The sequence below is a fragment of the Streptomyces sp. NPDC001153 genome (genome assembly GCF_053598315.1).
In genome coordinates, this window is record NZ_JBSFJZ010000004.1 from 208,717 (window position 1) to 226,393 (window position 17,677).

General features: G+C 72.3%; 15 protein-coding genes and 2 tRNA genes. 5 read left to right on the forward strand and 12 right to left on the reverse strand.

Annotated features, from left to right (window positions below; genetic code table 11):
• Window positions 1–229: 229 nt before the first annotated feature.
• Entirely contained in the window at window positions 230–643 is a 414-nt protein-coding gene (locus ACWDEN_RS06265; protein WP_351620357.1) for an SsgA family sporulation/cell division regulator, read from the forward strand.
• A gap of 17 nt (window positions 644–660) precedes the next feature.
• On the opposite strand, the gene ACWDEN_RS06270 is transcribed toward ACWDEN_RS06265, so the two are convergent.
• Complete coding sequence (locus ACWDEN_RS06270; RefSeq protein WP_351620354.1) at window positions 661–2,076, reverse strand: FAD-binding oxidoreductase; 1,416 nt, start codon at window positions 2,074–2,076, stop codon at window positions 661–663.
• A 170-nt stretch (window positions 2,077–2,246) separates the two neighbouring features.
• Window positions 2,247–3,392, reverse strand: a complete 1,146-nt coding sequence (hppD, locus tag ACWDEN_RS06275) for a 4-hydroxyphenylpyruvate dioxygenase (RefSeq protein WP_351620352.1) — start codon at window positions 3,390–3,392, stop codon at window positions 2,247–2,249.
• Between the two features lie 122 nt (window positions 3,393–3,514).
• Between hppD and ACWDEN_RS06280 the strand changes: the two genes are divergently transcribed.
• The gene (locus ACWDEN_RS06280) at window positions 3,515–3,991 is read left to right on the forward strand and encodes an Lrp/AsnC family transcriptional regulator (protein WP_351620363.1); all 477 of its coding nucleotides are present in this window, start codon (window positions 3,515–3,517) and stop codon (window positions 3,989–3,991) included.
• Window positions 3,992–4,006: 15 nt separating this feature from the next.
• Here the strand turns inward: ACWDEN_RS06280 and ACWDEN_RS06285 are convergent, their stop codons facing one another.
• The 3 genes from ACWDEN_RS06285 to ACWDEN_RS06295 are packed head-to-tail and all read right to left on the reverse strand — an operon-like array spanning window position 4,007 to window position 6,692.
• Window positions 4,007–4,798, reverse strand: a complete 792-nt coding sequence (locus tag ACWDEN_RS06285) for a S16 family serine protease (RefSeq protein WP_351620349.1) — start codon at window positions 4,796–4,798, stop codon at window positions 4,007–4,009.
• Window positions 4,799–4,830: 32 nt separating this feature from the next.
• Window positions 4,831–5,940, reverse strand: coding sequence for an o-succinylbenzoate synthase (menC, locus tag ACWDEN_RS06290; RefSeq protein ID WP_450857562.1), 1,110 nt, complete (start codon window positions 5,938–5,940; stop codon window positions 4,831–4,833).
• On the reverse strand, window positions 5,937–6,692 hold the full coding sequence (locus ACWDEN_RS06295; RefSeq protein WP_450857564.1) for a chorismate synthase: 756 nt from the start codon (window positions 6,690–6,692) through the stop codon (window positions 5,937–5,939). The genes menC and ACWDEN_RS06295 overlap by 4 nt, the downstream gene beginning before the upstream one ends.
• A gap of 101 nt (window positions 6,693–6,793) precedes the next feature.
• On the opposite strand from ACWDEN_RS06295, the gene ACWDEN_RS06300 reads away from it, so the two are divergent.
• Complete coding sequence (locus ACWDEN_RS06300; protein ID WP_450857566.1) at window positions 6,794–8,347, forward strand: PucR family transcriptional regulator; 1,554 nt, start codon at window positions 6,794–6,796, stop codon at window positions 8,345–8,347.
• Here the strand turns inward: ACWDEN_RS06300 and dapE are convergent.
• The 5 genes from dapE to ACWDEN_RS06325 form a co-directional block, all read right to left on the reverse strand.
• Complete coding sequence (dapE, locus tag ACWDEN_RS06305) at window positions 8,328–9,383, reverse strand: succinyl-diaminopimelate desuccinylase (RefSeq protein WP_450857568.1); 1,056 nt, start codon at window positions 9,381–9,383, stop codon at window positions 8,328–8,330. The two genes, ACWDEN_RS06300 and dapE, sit on opposite strands and share 20 nt — an antisense overlap.
• The gene (locus ACWDEN_RS06310; RefSeq protein WP_450857570.1) at window positions 9,380–10,840 is read right to left on the reverse strand and encodes an amino acid permease; all 1,461 of its coding nucleotides are present in this window, start codon (window positions 10,838–10,840) and stop codon (window positions 9,380–9,382) included. Before ACWDEN_RS06310 ends, dapE begins: the two co-directional genes overlap by 4 nt.
• 124 nt (window positions 10,841–10,964) lie before the next feature.
• Window positions 10,965–11,606, reverse strand: coding sequence for an IclR family transcriptional regulator (locus ACWDEN_RS06315; protein WP_351620333.1), 642 nt, complete (start codon window positions 11,604–11,606; stop codon window positions 10,965–10,967).
• A gap of 307 nt (window positions 11,607–11,913) precedes the next feature.
• Complete coding sequence (locus tag ACWDEN_RS06320) at window positions 11,914–13,713, reverse strand: DEAD/DEAH box helicase (protein ID WP_450857573.1); 1,800 nt, start codon at window positions 13,711–13,713, stop codon at window positions 11,914–11,916.
• Window positions 13,714–13,945: 232 nt separating this feature from the next.
• Window positions 13,946–15,376 (reverse strand): MFS transporter, encoded by a 1,431-nt coding sequence (locus tag ACWDEN_RS06325; protein ID WP_450857575.1) that lies wholly within the window; start codon window positions 15,374–15,376, stop codon window positions 13,946–13,948.
• 177 nt (window positions 15,377–15,553) lie between these two features.
• On the opposite strand from ACWDEN_RS06325, the gene ACWDEN_RS06330 reads away from it, so the two are divergent.
• Together ACWDEN_RS06330 and ACWDEN_RS06335 are read left to right on the forward strand one after the other, a co-directional pair.
• A tRNA-OTHER gene (locus ACWDEN_RS06330) sits at window positions 15,554–15,651 on the forward strand.
• Between the two features lie 18 nt (window positions 15,652–15,669).
• Window positions 15,670–15,741, forward strand: a tRNA-Cys gene (locus tag ACWDEN_RS06335).
• An 89-nt stretch (window positions 15,742–15,830) separates the two neighbouring features.
• On the opposite strand, the gene ACWDEN_RS06340 is transcribed toward ACWDEN_RS06335, so the two are convergent.
• Both ACWDEN_RS06340 and ACWDEN_RS06345 read right to left on the reverse strand, forming a co-directional pair.
• Window positions 15,831–16,079: a hypothetical protein gene (locus ACWDEN_RS06340; RefSeq protein WP_450857577.1), complete on the reverse strand. Its 249-nt coding sequence runs from the start codon at window positions 16,077–16,079 to the stop codon at window positions 15,831–15,833.
• Window positions 16,076–17,410, reverse strand: a complete 1,335-nt coding sequence (locus tag ACWDEN_RS06345; RefSeq protein WP_450857579.1) for a S8 family peptidase — start codon at window positions 17,408–17,410, stop codon at window positions 16,076–16,078. Before ACWDEN_RS06345 ends, ACWDEN_RS06340 begins: the two co-directional genes overlap by 4 nt.
• Window positions 17,411–17,677 lie beyond the last annotated feature (267 nt).

Below are 17,677 nucleotides of genomic sequence, written 5' to 3' on the forward strand. Positions count from 1 at the left end.
CTGCTCGGGGGTGGGATGGGGGCCTCCACATCTATCAGACCGCGGCAGTCCGCAGCGCCAGTCCCGCAGGACCCACCCCTTTCCGGGCAACGCCGTACCCGGCTCTCACCCGGGCCCGAAAAAAAATTTCCCCGAACCCGCGTAATGGCCCGGCCCCTGCCCCCTCTCCCCCGGCGCGGGCCCGTTCCGAGGGGCCCCGGCAGGACCCCGACAGAAAGGACAGCAGGTCATGCATCACACCGTGGTGGAGCGGGAGCTGGAACTGAGGCTCATCCTGTCGCCGGAACGCGGCATCCCGGTTCCGGCCCGGCTGAGCTACCGCTCCGACGATCCGTACGCCGTCCACATCGCCTTCCACATCAACTCCGCCTCCCCCGTCACCTGGACGTTCGCCCGCGACCTGCTGGTGGAGGGCGTGTTCCGGCCGTGCGGGCAGGGGGACGTGCGGGTGTGGCCGTCGAAGGCGGAGGGGCGCGGCGTCGTGCTGATGGCGCTGAGCTCACCGGACGGGGACGCTCTGCTCCAGGCGCCGGTCCCGCAGGTGTCGGCCTGGCTGGAGCGGACACTGCGGGCCGTGCCCCCGGGGACCGAGGGCGGGCAGCTGGGCATCGACGACGCGCTCGACCAGCTGCTCGCCCAGTGAGTGGCCGTACCGAGGGCTCAGAGGACCTTGCCCGGGTTGAGGAGGTTCAGCGGGTCGAAGGCGTGCTTCACGGCCCGCTGCATCTCGACCCCGACCGGGCCGATCTCCCGGGCGAGCCACTCCTTCTTCAGTACGCCGACGCCGTGTTCGCCGGTGATGGTGCCGCCGAGCCGCAGGCCGAGGGCCATGATCTCGTCGAAGGACTCGCGGGCCCGCCGGGACTCGTCGACGTCCTGGGCGTCGAAGCAGACCGTGGGGTGGGTGTTGCCGTCGCCGGCGTGTGCGCAGACGCCGATGGTCAGGCCGTAGGTGGCGGCGATCCGCTCGACGCCTTCCAGCATCGCGCCGAGCTGCGAGCGGGGCACGCACACGTCGTCGATCATCGTCGTGCCCTTGACCGCCTCCAGCGCGGTCAGCGAGAGCCGCCGGGCCTTGAGCAGCAGCTCGGACTCGGCCGCGTCCTCGGCCGGGACCACCTCGGTGGCGCCGGCGGCCTCGCACAGCGCGCCGACGGCGGCGAGGTCGGCGGCCGGGTCCGGGGTGTCGAAGGCGGCCAGCAGCAGCGCCTCGGTGGTCTCCGGCAGGCCCATGTGGGCCAGGTCGTTGACCGCCTTGACGGTCGTACGGTCCATCAGTTCGAGGAGGGAGGGGACGTGACCGCCCTCCATGATCCGGCACACGGCGTCGCAGGCGGCCGCTGCGGAGGGGAACTCGGCGGCCAGCACCAGCTGCTGCGGCGGCTTGGGCCTGAGCGCCAGCACGGCCCGTACGACGATGCCGAGCGAGCCCTCGGAGCCGACGAACAGGCGGGTGAGGTCGTAGCCGGCGACGCCCTTGGCGGTGCGGCGGCCGGTGGACAGCAGGCGGCCGTCGGCCAGCACCACGTCCAGGCCGAGCACGTACTCGGCCGTGACCCCGTACTTCACACAGCACAGGCCGCCGGACCCGGTGCCGATGTTGCCGCCGATGGTGCACATCTCCCAGCTGGAGGGGTCCGGCGGGTAGTACAGGCCGTGTTCCTCGACCGCGCGGGACAGCGTCGCGTTGATCACTCCGGGTTCGACCACCGCGATCCGGTCGACGGGGCTGATCTCCAGGATGCGGTCCATCTTGGTGAGGGACAGCACGATGCAGCCGTCGGTGGCGTTGGCGGCGCCGGACAGGCCGGAGCGGGCGCCCTGCGGGACCACCGGGACGCGCAGTTCGGTGGCGGTACGCATGACGTGCTGCACGTGTTCGACGGTGCGCGGCAGGACGACGACGGCCGGGGTGCCGGCCGGGCAGAAGCTCGCCATGTCGTTGGCGTAGGCGGCGGTGACGTCGGGGTCGGTCAGGACGGCCTCGGCGGGCAGGCCGGCCAGGAGCCGGTCGGTGAGGCTGCCGGTGTCCATGGCGTCTTCGGAGCGGGGCGCTTCGATGCGGCTCATGATCAAAGGGTCGCACTCACGGCCATCGGTGTGAACCGTTCCTGGAGACTGAGTCACGCTCCGGGATCGGGCCCGCCTGATGCGCGGGCCCGCCCCGACCGCGGCGAGGCCGACCGGGCGAGACGGCCACGCGATCAACCGCGCGATGGCCCTCTTCTACGCCTGGCGGCCACGGCTCACAGGTTGCCGCGCTTGGCCTGCTCCCGCTCGATCGCCTCGAACAGGGCCTTGAAGTTGCCCTTGCCGAAGCCCATGGAGCCGTGGCGTTCGATGATCTCGAAGAACACCGTCGGGCGGTCCTGGACCGGCTTGGTGAAGATCTGCAGCAGGTAGCCGTCCTCGTCGCGGTCGGCGAGGATCTTCAGCTCGCGCAGCGTCTCGACGGGCACCCGGGTGTCGCCGACCCACTCGCCGAGGGTGTCGTAGTAGGAGTCGGGGGTGTTGAGGAACTCCACACCGGCCGCGCGCATGGTGCGGACCGTCTGCACGATGTCGTTGGTGTTCAGCGCGATGTGCTGGACGCCGGGGCCGCCGTAGAACTCCAGGTACTCGTCGATCTGGGACTTCTTCTTGGCGATCGCGGGCTCGTTGAGCGGGAACTTGACCTTGAGGGTGCCGTCCGCGACGACCTTCGACATCAGCGCGCTGTACTCGGTGGCGATGTCGTCGCCCACGAACTCCTTCATGTTCGTGAAGCCCATGACCCGGTTGTAGAACCCGACCCACTCGTCCATCCTGCCGAGTTCGACGTTGCCGACGCAGTGGTCGATGGCCTGGAAGGTGCGCTGGGCGGGCGGGGCGACCATCGGCCGCGCGGCGACGTAACCGGGCAGGTAGGGGCCGTCGTAGCCGGAGCGGTCGACCAGGGTGTGGCGGGTCTCGCCGTAGGTGGCGATCGCGGCGAGGACGACGGTGCCGTGCTCGTCCTTGACCTCGTACGGCTCGGCGATCGAACGGGCGCCGTGCTCGACGGCGTAGGCGTGCGCGGCGCGGGCGTCCGGGACCTCGATGGCCAGGTCGATGACGCCGTCGCCGTGCTCGGCCACGTGCCGGGCGAGGAAGCGGCCCCAGTCGCTGCTCTGCTTGATCACCGAGGTGAACACGAAGCGGGCGGAGCCGTTCTCGAGCACGTAACTGGCGGTCTCGCGGCTGCCGTTCTCCGGTCCGGAGTAGGCGACCAGCTTCATGCCGAAGGCGGTGGAGTAGTAGTGCGCGGCCTGCTTGGCGTTGCCCACGGCGAAGACGACCGCGTCCATTCCCTTGACCGGGAAGGGGTCGGCCTGCCGGGCGGTGTCGGGAGTGTGGTGTGTGGTCTGCGTCATGGCGGAAGCGTGGACCCGCTCTGCAAGGTGCGCAATAGTTTCCGTATTCACTGGGCAATCTGTTCAGTGATATGACCGAACTGGCGGTCTTTCTGTACAGGATGCTCATCCCTGGGGGTGCCGTGGCGATCGATCATCTGGACGGGCGGATCATCGTGCTCCTCGCCCGGGAGCCGCGCATCGGCGTGCTGGAGATGTCCCGGCGGCTCGGGGTCGCCCGGGGCACGGTCCAGGCGCGCCTGGACCGGCTTCAGTCGAACGGCGTCATCCGGGGATTCGGCCCCCAGGTGGACCCGGCGGCCCTCGGCTACCCGGTCACCGCCTTCGCCACGCTGCAGATCCGGCAGGGCCAGGGCGCCGACGTCCGCGCACACCTGGCGACCGTGCCGGAGGTGCTGGAACTGCTCACCACCACCGGCAGCGGGGACATGCTGTGCCGGCTGGTGGCCCGCTCGAACGCCGATCTGCAGCGGGTCATCGACCGGGTCGTCGGTTTCGACGGCATCGTCCGGGCGTCCACGGCGATCGTGATGGAGAACCCGGTTCCGCTGCGGATCATCCCGCTGGTGGAGCAGGCGGCCGGGCACGATGACGCGTGACGCGCCGGCTGAGGCTCAGCAGCCCGGCACGGACCCCTTGCCGCTCTCCAGCGCCTGAAGGGAGTTCACGGCATCCTTGAGCGTGGTCACCGGGACCAGGCGCAGGCCCTTGGGGAGTTCCGCCCGGGCGTCGGTGCACTCGGCCCTAGGGACCAGGAAGACCGTGGCGCCGTCGCGTCGGGCGGCCTGGGTCTTCAGGGCCACCCCGCCGACCGCGCCGACGGTGCCGGAGGCGTCGATCGTGCCCGTACCGGCGATGGTGCGCCCGCCCGTGAGGTCGCCGCCGCTGCCGTCGCCGTGCAGCTTGTCGATGATCCCCAGGGTGAACAGCAGGCCCGCGCTCGGCCCGCCCACGTCGGCGAGCTTCAGCGTGACCTTGACCTTGTCGGCGCTCAGCCCGAGGTACTTCAGCGCCGCCTGGGTCGCCGCGTCCTGGGACTGCTTCATCTGCGCCGCGTTGTGCTTCTCGATCTCCTTGACGGTGTTGCCGCTCGGGTAGACCGCGTCGCGGGGCATGACGGCCCGGTCGGTGCGGAACCAGTTGCCGGCCACGTCCCCGAGGGTCACCGTGGCGTCCGGGCCGGTCGCCTCGATCGTCACCATCCGCAGCTGCCCGCTGGTCCTGCGGGCCTGCGCGCCGGAGACGGTGATCACCTGTGCGCCCTTGTTCTCGCCGAGCACGTTCGCCGTCATCCCGGGCTGCGCCACCGAGAACGGCAGCGGCGCGAACGCCGCCGTGGCCAGCAGGGCCACGACGGGCAGCGCACAGACTGCTACGGCCTGGAGACGCGTGAGACGTGAGAGCACGGGATCAATCTAACGCGACCACAGGTCGTGCCTTATGCCGCGTACAGGTCCCGTCGCCGACGGGTGAAGCGGCGCAGGGCCTCCGGAAGGGGCTCGATGCCGATCCCGGGGGCGGTCGGCACCGGCAGGTGGCCGTCCCGCAGCACGAACGGCTCGGTGATGTCCTCGGCGAAGTAGCGGGCCGAGGCGGAGGTGTCCCCGGGGAGGGTGAAGCCGGGCAGGGCTGCCAGGGCCAGGTTGGGGGCGCGGCCGATGCCCGTCTCCAGCATGCCGCCGCACCACACCGGGACGCCGTGCGCGTGCGCCACGTCGTGGACCCGGCGGGCCTCGAGGTAGCCGCCGACCCGGGCGGGCTTGACGTTCACCACCCGGCAGGCGTCCATCGCGATCGCGGCGGCGGTGTCGGAGGCGTGGTGCAGGGACTCGTCCAGGCAGACGGGGGTGCGCAGGCGCTTCTGCAGCTGGGCGTGGGCGTACAGGTTGTTCTCCTCCAGCGGCTCCTCGATCAGCAGCAGCCCGAAGTCGTCCAGGCGCCGCAGATGTCCGGCGTCCGCGAGGGTGTACGCGGTGTTGGCGTCCACCTGGAGGGGCAGGGCGTCGCCGAAGCGGTCGCGGACCGCGCGCACCGGCTCCACGTCCCAGCCGGGCTCGATCTTCAGCTTGATGCGCACATACCCCTCGGCGAGGTAGCGCTCGACGTCGTCCAGCAGCTCCGGCACCGAGTTCTTGATGCCGACCGACACCCCGGCGGGCACCCGGTCCCGCACCGCGCCGAGATACGTCGCGAGCGGCATGCCGTACGACCGCAGCTCGGCGTCCAGCAGCGCCGTCTCCAGGGCCGCCTTCGCCAGCTCGTGGCCCTTGATCTTCGCCACGGCCGGGGCGAGGGCGGCCGCCGTGACCTCCCCCAGCGCCGCCACGCGCGGGATCAGGAAGTCGCGCAGCACGATCTCGGCGCCGGCGACGAACTCCGAGCAGTACAGCGGCTCGGGGTCGGCGGCGAACTCCGACCAGCCCTCGGCGGAGTCGGTGACGACGTGCAGGAGGAAGGTGTCCTTCGTCGTCATCGTCCCGAAGGACGTACGGAACGGGGTGACCAGCGGGATCGCCACGTGCACGATCTCGACGCGCTCCAGCTTCACGCGGCCTCCTCCGTCCGGGTCAGGGTGTACCAGCCGTCGCGGGACATCCCGGTGGCCCGGAACCCCTCCGCGAAGGCCGTCAGCAGCACCTCGCGCACCGCGTGCCGCCAGCGCAGCGCCAGCGCCGGGTCGGCGGCGCGCAGCTTGACGACGTCCTCCGGCACCCGGCACCAGACGTGCCGCTCGTCGCGGCGGGCGAGGGGGTCGCCGTCGGGCGCGGTGGCGGTGACCGGTCCGCGGGGTGCGTACGGCGCCGCGGGCGTGCGCGGGTCCCCCGCCAGGTCCCAGGTCACCGTCAGCCGGTCGCTCTCGTCGCCGTCGTTCACGCCGTCGGTCATCGGGCCGTAGAAGTCGACCAGGTACTCCGTGCCGGTGGCCCCCAGCTTGGCCAGGTTGAAGCGGGCGTTGCGGCCGACCAGCGGGTCGAAGGTCCAGCGCATGGTGCGGGCGCCCGCCCCGAGGGCCCAGTCCCGCTGGGCCTGCTTCACGGCGTGCCCGAGCCCCCGCTCGGCCGCGGCCACCAGCGAGTACGTGCTGCGCTCGGCGCCGAGGACGGCGACGGAGGCGCCCGCGAGCCGCTGCCCGTCGTACGCGCCGTGCACCGCGCCGCCGGCGTGCACCAGGCTGTGCAGAACCTCGGCCGGGTAGGGCGGGGCGGTGCGGGGGGTCCGCCAGACGTCGCTGAAGTAGTCGGCCACGGCCGCGAGGGAGGCGACGTCGTGGACGGTGCGGATGGTGACTCCTGCTGTCATGGCACGAGTCTCGAAGGAGCCGGACCGGCGTGTGTTGTGCGAGCGGCCAACGCCCGCGTACGTTCGTTTCACCATCCGCCAACCGCCCGCTGGGACCCCTCATGAGCGCCTGCACCCTCGGTGACCTCCTGGACGTCGTCGGCGGCCCCGCCCTGCGTCTGCACACGGCCCCCGCCGGGCAGGCCGTCCCCGTGACCGAGGCGGTGCTCCACGACGGCCGCACCCCGCTTTCCCGGCAGCCCGGCGCACTCCTGCTCGCGGTCGGCGTCCCGGCGGCGGAATCCGGGCCGCTGCTGCGGGCGGCGGCCGAGGCCGGGCTGACCGGAGTGGTGGTGCGCGGCGCGGACGGCCCGGTCGCGCAGGCGGAGGCGCACAGCGTGGCCCTGCTGTCGGTCGCCGAGGACGCGGCCTGGCACCACGTCCATCTGCTGCTGGCCTCCGCCATCGCCGCCGAGCCCGCCGCCGTGCCCTCCGACACCGGGCTCGGCGACCTGTTCGCGCTGGCCGACGCGATCGCGACGGCGACCGGCGGGGCCACCGCCGTCGAGGACCCCCGCCAGCGCATCCTCGCCTACTCCACCGTCCCCGGACAGCCGGTGGACGAGGACCGCCGGCAGGGCATCCTCGGCCGCCAGGTACCGGCCAGCGCGGAGAACACCGAGCAGTACCGCCGGCTGTTCGCCGCCGACCGGCCGGTCCGGCTGCCCGCGCTCTCGGCCGGAGACCTGCCCCGCCTCGCCATGCCGGTGCGGGCCGGCGGGGAGACGCTCGGCTCGGTGTGGGTGATCGACGGCGGCTCGCTCGCCCCGGACGCCGAGGACACCCTCACCCAGGGCGCCTCCACGGCCGCCCTGCTCCTGCTGCGGGCGCGCGCGGCCCGGGAACTGGCCCGGCACCGGGGCAGCGAGCTGCTGCGCCGGCTGCTGGACGGCTCGGCGGCGGACGCGGCGACGGCCGCCGAGCGCCTGGGCCTGGCCGGTCCCGCCCGGGTGGCGGCCTTCGTGCTGGACTCCGCCGTCGGCGTCCCGGACGCCGAGCGCACGGCGCTGCGTCTGCTGGACGTCGTACGCCTGCAGTGCGAGGCGCGCTACGGGCGGCACGCGGGGGTGCTGGTGGACGGGGTGGTGTACGCGGTGCTGCCCGGTTCCGGTGAACGGCACAAGCGGCTGGCCGAGGACATCGTGGCGCGGGCGGGGCAGGCGCTGCGGGTGCCGGTGCGGGCGGCGCTCGGCGAGGTCGTGCCGGACGCGGCGGGGCTGGCCGGCTCACGGGCGGACGCGGACCTGGTGCTGCGGGTGCTGGACGCGGACCTGCCGGTGGCGGTCGTGGACGAGGTACGGCCCCGCGTCACGCTGCTGCGGCTGGCCGAAGTGATGGGTGAGCGGCGGGAGTTGAGCGCGGGCGCCTGGCGCCGGGTGCTGGCGTACGACGCCGCGCACGGCACGGAGTACGCCCGCACCCTGGTCTGCTGGTTCGACGCGGGCTGCGACATGGCGGGCGCGGCGAAACTCCTCGCCGTCCACCCCAACACCTGCCGCTACCGCCTCCGCCAGCTCCAGCAGCACGCCGGGGTCGACCTGGACGACCCCGACGAACGGCTGGTGCTCTGGCTGCAGTTGAGGGCACTGGGCGGGCTCAGCTCAGCCACGCCCTGAGCCTGGATTCACAGCGCTCGAGGTGCTCCACGGGGACGTACTCCCCCGCCGTGTGGGCGAGGGAGGGGTCCCCGGGGCCGTAGTTGAGCGCGGGCACGCCCAGCGCGGCGAACCGGGCGACGTCCGTCCAGCCCAGCTTGGGCCGCGGCTCGGCGCCGAGCGCGGCGACGAGGTCGCCGACCCGGTCCAGGTGCGGCGGGGCACCGCCGACGGCCTCGGTGACACGCACCTCGTACTCCGGGAAGAGCGAGCGCACGTACGCCTCCGCCTCCTGGGGCGAACGGCTGGGCGCGAAGCGGCAGTTGACGGTGACGACACACTCGTCCGGTACGACGTTCCCGGCGACCCCGGCCCGTACGGCGACGGCGCTGAGCCCCTCCCGGTACTCCAGCCCGTCGACGCGGATCCGCTCGGGCCGGTGCGCGTCGAGCCGCTGAAGGACCCGGCCGGCCTTGTGGGCGGCGTTGACGCCCTGCCAGGCGCGGGCGGTGTGGGCGCGGGCGCCCTCGACCACGATCTCGGCGGTGAGGATGCCCTGGCAACCGGCCTCCACACCCGCGTCGGAGGGTTCCATGAGGATGGCGAGTGAGGCGTCGGCGAGCAGCTCGGGCCGCTCGGCGCCGATGCGGGCGAGCCCGTTGCGGTCCCCTTCCACCTCCTCGCACTCGTAGAAGACGTAGGTGAGGTCGCGGGCGGGCGCGGACACGGTGGCCGCCAGCCGCAGGGCGACGGCCACCCCGCCCTTCATGTCACAGGCGCCGAGCCCGTGCACGCGGCCGTCGGCCAGCCGGGAGGGCAGGTTCCCGGCGGCCGGCACGGTGTCCAGGTGCCCGGCGATCAGGGCGCGTTCGCCGCGTCCGAGGTGGGTGCGGGCGACGACGGAGTTGCCGACCCGGTCGACGGCCAGGTGGGGCAGGGCGCGCAGGGCGGTGTGGACGGCATCGGCGAGCTCCGCCTCCCGCCCGCTCTCCGAGGGCAGGTCGACCAGGGCGCGGGTGAGGGTGACGACGTCGGCGGTGAGGTCGAGGGCGGTCATGCGAGGTCTTCCGGGGAGGTCCGGGCGAGCTTGGAGTGCCGGATGCCGTAGAGGCCGTAGATGACGAGCCCGGCCGCCATCCAGGCGCCGAAGGCGATCCAGGTGTCGGCGCCCAGGCTGCCCAGCATGTAGACGCAGAAGCCGACGCCGAGCAGGGGCGTGACGGGCGAGAACGGCACCCGGAAGGAGCGCGGGATGCCGGGGCCGCGCCGGCGCAGCAGTACGACCGCCAGGTTGACCAGCATGAACGCGAAGAGGGTGCCGATGCTGGTGGCGTCGGCGAGGCTGCCGAGCGGGACGAGGGCGGCGAGGACGGCGATGAACACCGACACGATCACGGTGTTGGCGCGGGGCACGCCCGTGCGCGGGTGCACCTTGGCGAACAGGGGCGGCACGAGCCCGTCCCGGGCCATGGCGAAGAGGATGCGGATCTGCCCGTACTGCACGGTGAGCACCACGCTGGTGGTGGCGACGACCGCGCCGACGGACAGCAGGATCGGCCACAGGTTCCCGCCGCCGACGGACCGTACGAGCACCTCGCTGAGCGTGGCCTCGGTCCCCGCGAACTGCTTCCACGGCATGGCGCCGAGCGCGGCCACGGCCACGAGCACGTACAGGGCGGTGACCAGGATCAGCGACAGGATGATGGCGCGCGGCAGGTCCCTTTGGGGGTTGCGTGCCTCTTCCCCCGCGGTGGAGGCGGCGTCGAACCCGATGTAGGAGAAGAACAGCGAGGCCGCCCCGGCGCTCATGCCGGCGGTACCGAGCGGGAAGAGGGGGTGGAAGTTCCCGGCGCGGAAGGCGGTGAAGGCGACGGCGCAGAACAGCACGAGCGCGGCGATCTTGATGCCGACCATGACGGTGTTGGCGACGGCGCTCTCCTTGGCCCCGCGCAGCAGGACGACCATGGCGAGTACGACGATGAGGGCGGCGGGGATGTTCAGGGTGCCGCCGGCCCCGGGCGGGGCGCTGAGCGAGTCGGGGAGGGTGACGCCGAAGGTGAGGTCGAGCAACTCGTTGACGTACTGCCCCCAGCCGACGGCCACGGCGGCGACCGAGACCCCGTACTCCAGGATCAGACACCAGCCGCAGACCCAGGCGACCAGCTCGCCGAGGGTGGCGTAGGCGTAGCTGTAGGAGGATCCCGAGCCGGGGATCATGCCGGCCAGCTCGGCGTACGACAGCGCCGAGAACAGGGCGGTGACGCCGGCCAGCACGAAGGAGACGACGATCGCCGGCCCCGCCTCCGGCACCGCCTGGCCGAGCACCACGAAGATGCCGGTGCCGAGGGTGGCGCCCACGCTGAGCAGCGTCAGCTGGGCCACGCCCATGGTCCGCTTCAGCGGGCTGCCGGCCGCTTCGCCGACGAGGTGTTGCACCGGCCGGCGCCGGGTGAGCCGACGTGTGGTGCTTGCTTCTTGTGCTGTGGCCTCCGGCCGGGTGCCAACTGTGTCCACCGCGCTCTTCCCTCCGCCTCGGGGCTGTATGGCCCTTGATGATGCGGAGGGGGAGGGACGGCGGGGTGTGCGGATCGGCCAAAGGTGCGGGGCGGGGATTGGCCGGACGGGCAAAGCAGACGGGTCAGCGCAGGGCCTCTGCGACCTCCTTCGCCGCTTCCACCACCCTCGGTCCCACCCGCTCCGGCACGGAGTCCGCCAGCATCACGACCCCCACACTGCCCTCGACGCCCGTGACCCCCACCAACGGCGCCGCAGCCCCACTCGCCCCGGCCTCCAGCTCGCCGTGGGTGAGGGTGTACCCGGGATCCACGGACGGCGACTGCCGCGCGGACAGGATCGCCTTGCCGGCCGCCCCCCGGTCCAGCGGATGCCGGAACCCGGCGCGATACGCCACGTGGTAGTCGGTCCAGGTCGGTTCGACCACGGCGACCGCCAGCGCCTCCGTCCCGTCCACCAGCGTCAGATGCGCCGTGGCCCCGATGTCCTCGGCGAGCGACCGCAGCGCCGGCAACGCGGCCTCCCGCACCAGCGGATGCACCTGCCGGCCGAGCCGCAGCACCCCGAGCCCGACCCGGGCTCGCCCGCCCAAGTCGCGTCGTACGAGGGCGTGTTGTTCCAGCGTGGCGAGCAACCGGTACACGACGGTACGGTTCACGCCCAGTTTCATGGACAACTCGGTGACGGTCAGCCCATGGTCGGTGTCGGCCAGCAGCTTGAGGACCCGCAGTCCCCGGTCGAGCGTCTGAGAGGTCTCCGCGGTCACGACGCCCACTCCTTTGGTGGTGAGGTCGACGGCCCTCTGAACGGCGGATGCGTCACCGAGTCCCGTCGGCGACGCGCTTCAGAGGCCGCCGATCGGCAGGACGCCCGGCGGCTCCGGGCCATGTCGCTTCACGGCTGCGCTCCGCGGCGGCGCTGCCACGGGGCGTGTGCGTAGCGGGACAGTAGCGAAGCAGGTTCGCTGAGCGGAAGTCTTCGTCCAGAATCCGGTCAAGCCGAGATCCGGCCTGCCGTCATTCGTCCGGAAACGCACAGGCCCCAGGAACTGACACGCGCCAGTCCCTGGGGGGTCACCGCATGCGTGTGGCCCACTCCTGCACCTTGGCGATGCGCTGCCGCAGCTGCCCGGCCGTGGCCTCCGCGCTGGGCGGTCCCCCGCAGACCCGGCGCAGCTCGGTGTGGATCACCCCGTGCGGCTTGCCGCTCTGGTGGACGTAGGCGCCGACCATCGTGTTGAGCTGCTTGCGCAGCTCCATCATCTCCTTGTGCGTGACCACCGGCCGCCGCTCGGCCGGCAGCTCCAGCAGGTCGGCCTCGCTGTCCGGCTTCTTGCGGCTGTGCGCGATCTGCCGGGCCTGCCGCTTCTGCAGCAGCAACTGCACCTGCTCGGGCTCCAGCAGCCCCGGAATGCCGAGGTAGTCCTGCTCCTCCTCGCTCCCCGGGTGCGCCTGCATACCGAACTCGGCGCCGTCGTACAGCACCCGGTCGAAGACGGCGTCGGACTCCAGCGCCTCGAAGGGCAGCATGTCCTGCTCGCCGGTGTCCTCGTCCTGCTGCTTGTTCGCCTCCTCCATCTCCTTCTCGGATTCGGCGTACGGGTCCTCCTCGCCCTCCTTCTTCGGCTTGTCGAGGGCGTGGTCCCGTTCCTTCTCCATCTCATTGGCGAAGGTCAGCAGGTCGGGCACGGTCGGCAGGAACACGGACGCGGTCTCGCCGCGGCGCCGGGACCGCACGAAACGCCCGACGGCCTGCGCGAAGAAGAGAGGGGTGGAGATCGTCGTCGCGTACACGCCCACGGCGAGCCGGGGCACGTCGACGCCCTCGGACACCATGCGCACCGCGACCATCCACCGGTCGTCGCTCTCGCTGAAGTCGTCGATCCTCTTCGAGGCGCCGGCGTCGTCGGAGAGGACGAGCGTCGCCTTCGTGCCCGTGATCTCACGGATCAGCTTGGCGTAGGCGCGGGCGGAGTCCTGGTCGGAGGCGATGACGAGGGCGCCGGCGTCCGGGATGGCCTTGCGGACCTCGGTCAGCCGCTGGTCGGCGGCGCGCAGCACGCTGGGCATCCAGTCGCCGCGGGGGTCGAGCGCCGTACGCCAGGCCTGGCTGATCGCGTCCTTGGTCATCGGCTCGCCGAGCCGGGCGGCGATCTCGTCACCGGCCTTGGTGCGCCAGCGCATGTTGCCGCTGTAGGAGAGGAAGATGACCGGCCGGACGACCCCGTCCGACAGGGCGGACCCGTACCCGTACGTGTAGTCGGCGGCGGACCGCCGGATGCCGGCGTTGTCCTCCTCGTACGTCACGAAGGGGATGGGGTTGGTGTCGGAGCGGAACGGCGTACCGGTCAGCGCGAGCCGGCGCGTGGCGGGCTCGAAGGCCTCCAGACACGCCTCACCCCAGGACTTGGAGTCACCGGCGTGGTGGATCTCGTCGAGGATGACGAGCGTCTTGCGCTGCTCGACCCGGTTGCGGTGCAGCATGGGCCGCACGCCGATGCCGGCGTAGGTGACGGCGACGCCGTCGTACTCCCGGCCGAGGGGACCCGCGCTGTACTCGGGATCGAGCTTGATCCCGATCCGGGCCGCCGCCTCCGCCCACTGCTTCTTCAGGTGCTCGGTCGGCGCGACCACGGTCACCTGCTGCACGACATGGTGGTGCAGCAGCCAGGAGGCCAGCGTCAGCGCGAAGGTGGTCTTGCCTGCGCCGGGCGTGGCGACGGCGAGGAAGTCACGCGGCTGCTCCTGTACGTACTTCTCCATCGCCCCCTGCTGCCAGGCACGCAGCTTGCTGGCGGTACCCCAGGGCGCGCGGCCCGGGAAGGCGGGCGACAGGTGGTGGGAGTGAGCGGAGGAAGCGGCGGTAGTAGTCACGGTCTCCGTTTTTTGGGGCTGGAATTCAGGGGCCGCGCGCGGCGCGTCCGTTGGGGCGGTGGTGGGTGACGGGCGGGATCGGCTACGTATGACAACCGGGCCACCCTACCGGCGCCCCGACGGTGTCAACGCGCGAACGGGGCCGGGTCGCCCGTGGGTGGGACCCACGTCACAGCCGCCGCAGGCGCCCCGCGCGTACGGGTCCTCGCAGGCGGCGCCCCGATGTCCCACGTCACCGTGCCGCCCTGAGCCGGGTCGTGACCCAGGCCCCTGCCAACGCCACCCCCGCCATCGGCAGGAACACGGCGGCGAAGGCCGCGGGATGGGCGCCGCCGGCCGACGCGGGGACCGCCGTGCCGCCGCCGCCCAGGGCAGCGAAGGCGGCGCCGGTCGCGGCGAGGAGGACGACGTTGGAGAGGGCGTCGGAGATCTGGAGCGCGGCGGAGTTGGCGCCGGCCTCCTCCGGGGCGGACAGCTTCAGCAGCAGCACGCTGGTGGAGGAGATCACCAGGCCCATGCCGAAGCAGCCGAAGCCCCAGGCGACGGCGACGGTCCAGACGGGCACGGAGTGCACGAGCACACTGGGCGCGGCGGTGATCGCGGCGGCGACCAGCACCATCCCGGCGGTCATCAGCCGCTCCCGGTACGGCTGCACGCGCGGCCGGGACTGCACCCACGAGCCCAGCGCCCAGGTGCAGCCGCCCGCCGCCAGCGAGAACCCGGCGAGCATCGGGGACAGTCCGCGCTGGGTGACCAGCATCAGCGGGACGAAGGACTCGGCGGCGATGAAGGACCCTGCGGACAGCCCGCGCAGCAGCACGACGGAGGGCAGTCCGCGGGCCGCGCGGTAGGTGCCGGGCGGGAGGAGACCGTGGACGGCCGGCACCAGCAGGGCGGCGCCGGCCAGCCCGGGGAGGAGGGCGAGGGGACGCAGGTCCTGGGCGGCGTACTGGAGGAGGCCGGCGCCGAGGGAGATGCCGAGGGCGAGGCGGATCCGCCGCCGGTCGAAGGAGCCGGCGCCGGTCTCCTGGTCCACCGGGCCGGAGGCCCTGCGGCGTATCTGCGGCAGGGCGAGGGCGAGCGGGAAGACGACGAGGACCGGGATGCCGAGGAAGACCCAGCGCCAGCCGAGGTGCTCGGTGACGGCGCCGGAGGCGAGCGGGCCGACGATGGACGGTACGACCCAGCCGGCCGCGAACGCCGCCATGATCGCGGGCCGCAGCCGCTCGGGGTAGGCGCGGCCGACGACGACGTACAGGGCGACGATGACCAGTCCGCCGCCGAGGCCCTGCACGGCCCGGCCGAGGATGAACACCCACATGACCTGCGCGGTCCCGGCGACGACGAGTCCCGCGGCGAAGGCCCCGATCCCCGTGGTCAGCGCCCCGAGCGGCCCGCGCCGGTCGGACCACTGACCGGCCAGCACCATGCCGAACAGGCTGGTCGTGAAGTACCCGGAGAAGGCGAACGCGTACTGGGCCACGCCGTCCAGCTCTCGCGCCGCGACCGGCATGGCGGTGCCGACGGCGGTCGCCTCGAAGGCGATCAGCAGCACGACGGAGACGATCCCGACACTGAGCGCCCGGTAGGCCCGGCTCAGCACGCCGTCGCCCTGCCCGACGGAGCTCACCACAGCGGCATCACGGGATTCGAGGGCACTCATGGTCGCCAGAGTAAGGCGCACAGTGCGGTTTGACCCCTGTCGGTGGTCCTGCTCGTACTCCGACCTTGGTCGTACGCCCCAGGTCGTTCATGAACGCGGTATGGCAGTCGCATTGCAGCACCGCCGTCCGCCTTGAGCCCCCGGAGCCCCTCCCCATAACGTCGTTTCCACGAACACGGCCGTGTGCCCGAGTGGTTCAGGGGCTCGCCTGCGCTGCATCCATCAGCGAGCTCCGCTCGCGGGGAGTCACGTGGGTTCGCCTCCCGTCACGGCCGGGAAAGACAACTCAACACGGCCGTGTGCCCGAGTGGTTCAGGGGCTCGCCTGCAAAGCGAGTTACGTGGGTTCGAATCCCGCCACGGCCTCTGCCTTCCTGACCGGGTAGGACGAAAGGGTGGCACCCCGGGAGGGGTGCCACCCTTGTGTCCGTCCGTCTCGGTTCCCGGCTCGGTTGTCACTGGATGGGGGAGTCGGGCGGAGGAAGCCGGACCGTGCGCTCGCGGTCGACGGATTCGACGCCGTCGAGCGCCGCCAGGGCCGGTATGCGGTCCTCTGCCACGGTGCCGGAGAGCGTGCCGACGATCGGCTGTTCCGCCGTCACCGTCAGCCCGGCCCCGCGCAGGGCCTCAACCACCTCCGCGAACCGGTCGGGGTCGACCGCGAGGATGACCCCGACCGGTTCGGAGGAAGACGACTCGCTCATGGCGCCTGGAGCAGACCTGCGCCGACATCTCTGACGGGCTGCATCAGCGGGAACGCACCGGACTGCAAACCGGCCACGAGGGCGGCCGCGGTGGCGTTGGGGTTCGCCTGGACGAGCAGGGCGAGGACACCCGCAGCGTGCGGTGTGGCCATGCTCGTGCCGCTCAGGACCTGGTACCCGCCGCCCGGGGCGGCCGAGCGCACGTCCCTGCCGGGCGCGGCGATGTTGATCTCGCCGCCCTGGCCGTTGATGCCGCCGTTGGAGAAGAACGACGTCGTGAGCGCCTTGTCGAGCGAGGCGACCGCGAGGATGGAAGGACAGTTGGCGGGCCGGCTGACGGGTTGGATGCTCGGGGGCCGGTTGCTGTCGTTGCCCGCGGCGGCGACGATCACGGTCCCGCGCTGGAGCGCGCGCTGGGCGAGAATCTCGTAGGTCTGGGGGAAGAGTTCACCCGGTTGGACCGGGGCGCCGAGCGACATGGAGATCACGCGTGCGCCCTGGGCGATGGCCCACGCCATGCCGGCCAGGATCTGGCCGTCGGTGCCGCTGCCGGCGTTGCTGAGCACCTTTGCCGCGAGGATCCGGGCCTCGCAGGCCACGCCGTAGCGGGGTCCCTGCTGGGGGTGGGCGGGGCCCGCGGCGGTGCCGATGCAGTGCGTGCCGTGGCCGTTGCCGTCCTGGACGGTCTGGCCGGGCACGAAGGAGACCGTGGCCTCGATGCGCCCCGCCAGGTCCGGGTGGCCGGTGTCCACACCGGTGTCGAGGACGGCGATCTTCACGTCGCGTCCGGTCAGGCTGGAGAGGTTGGCCCGGATCGCCTGCAGGCCCCAGGTCCAGTTCTGCTCGTCCCAGGCCGGACCGTGCGCGGCGGCGATCTCGGCCGTGGTGTGGCGGGTGACCACGTCCTCGTCGCTGCGGTAGGCGGGGAAGAACTCGGTCGGCGCCTGCTGCGGGGCGGTGATGGGCGAGGCGTAGACCATGCGCTCCGGTTCCGCTGCCATGATCGAGGATTCCGCCTCGGCCGTGGTCACCAGCGCGTGGCGCTGCTCAGGCCGCACCTCGACGACGGCGGCACCGAGTTCGTCGAAGTGCACCGAGACGTCAGGGCGCTCGAGGAGTTCTGCGACGTTCGCGGCCTCGGTGCCGCGCACGCGCTCCACAGGCGCGATGTCGGCGGCGGAACGCAGTGCGTTCAGTCCGTTCTCCTGGTTGTTCGGGTCGAGTAGCACCACATATCGGCCGGTGTACTCGGAGTTCCGGCCCGTGACGGGGCCGTTGGGCCGGCCGGGCAGCTCGCCGAAGTCGCGCCTGTCCATGGGTCCGTTCGCCATTGATGTTTCCTCTTTCTGTTCGCTTCCCCCCAGCCGAATAGGCGCGCCGGCACCCGGCTTCTCGGGCAACGGGGATACCGGGCGCCAAGTGGTGCCAGGCCTCTGGCATATCCCCCTGGAAAACCGTCACACCGGAACCGGAAGCTCGCAACACAGGCAGGACCGTTGTCGTGCACAAGTCCCCACGGCAGGCAAAAAGGCGGGCGGCATCCCGGAAGGGGAGCCGGCCCGCGGTGACGCCACCCCCGGTCGTGGTCGGCAGGGCGG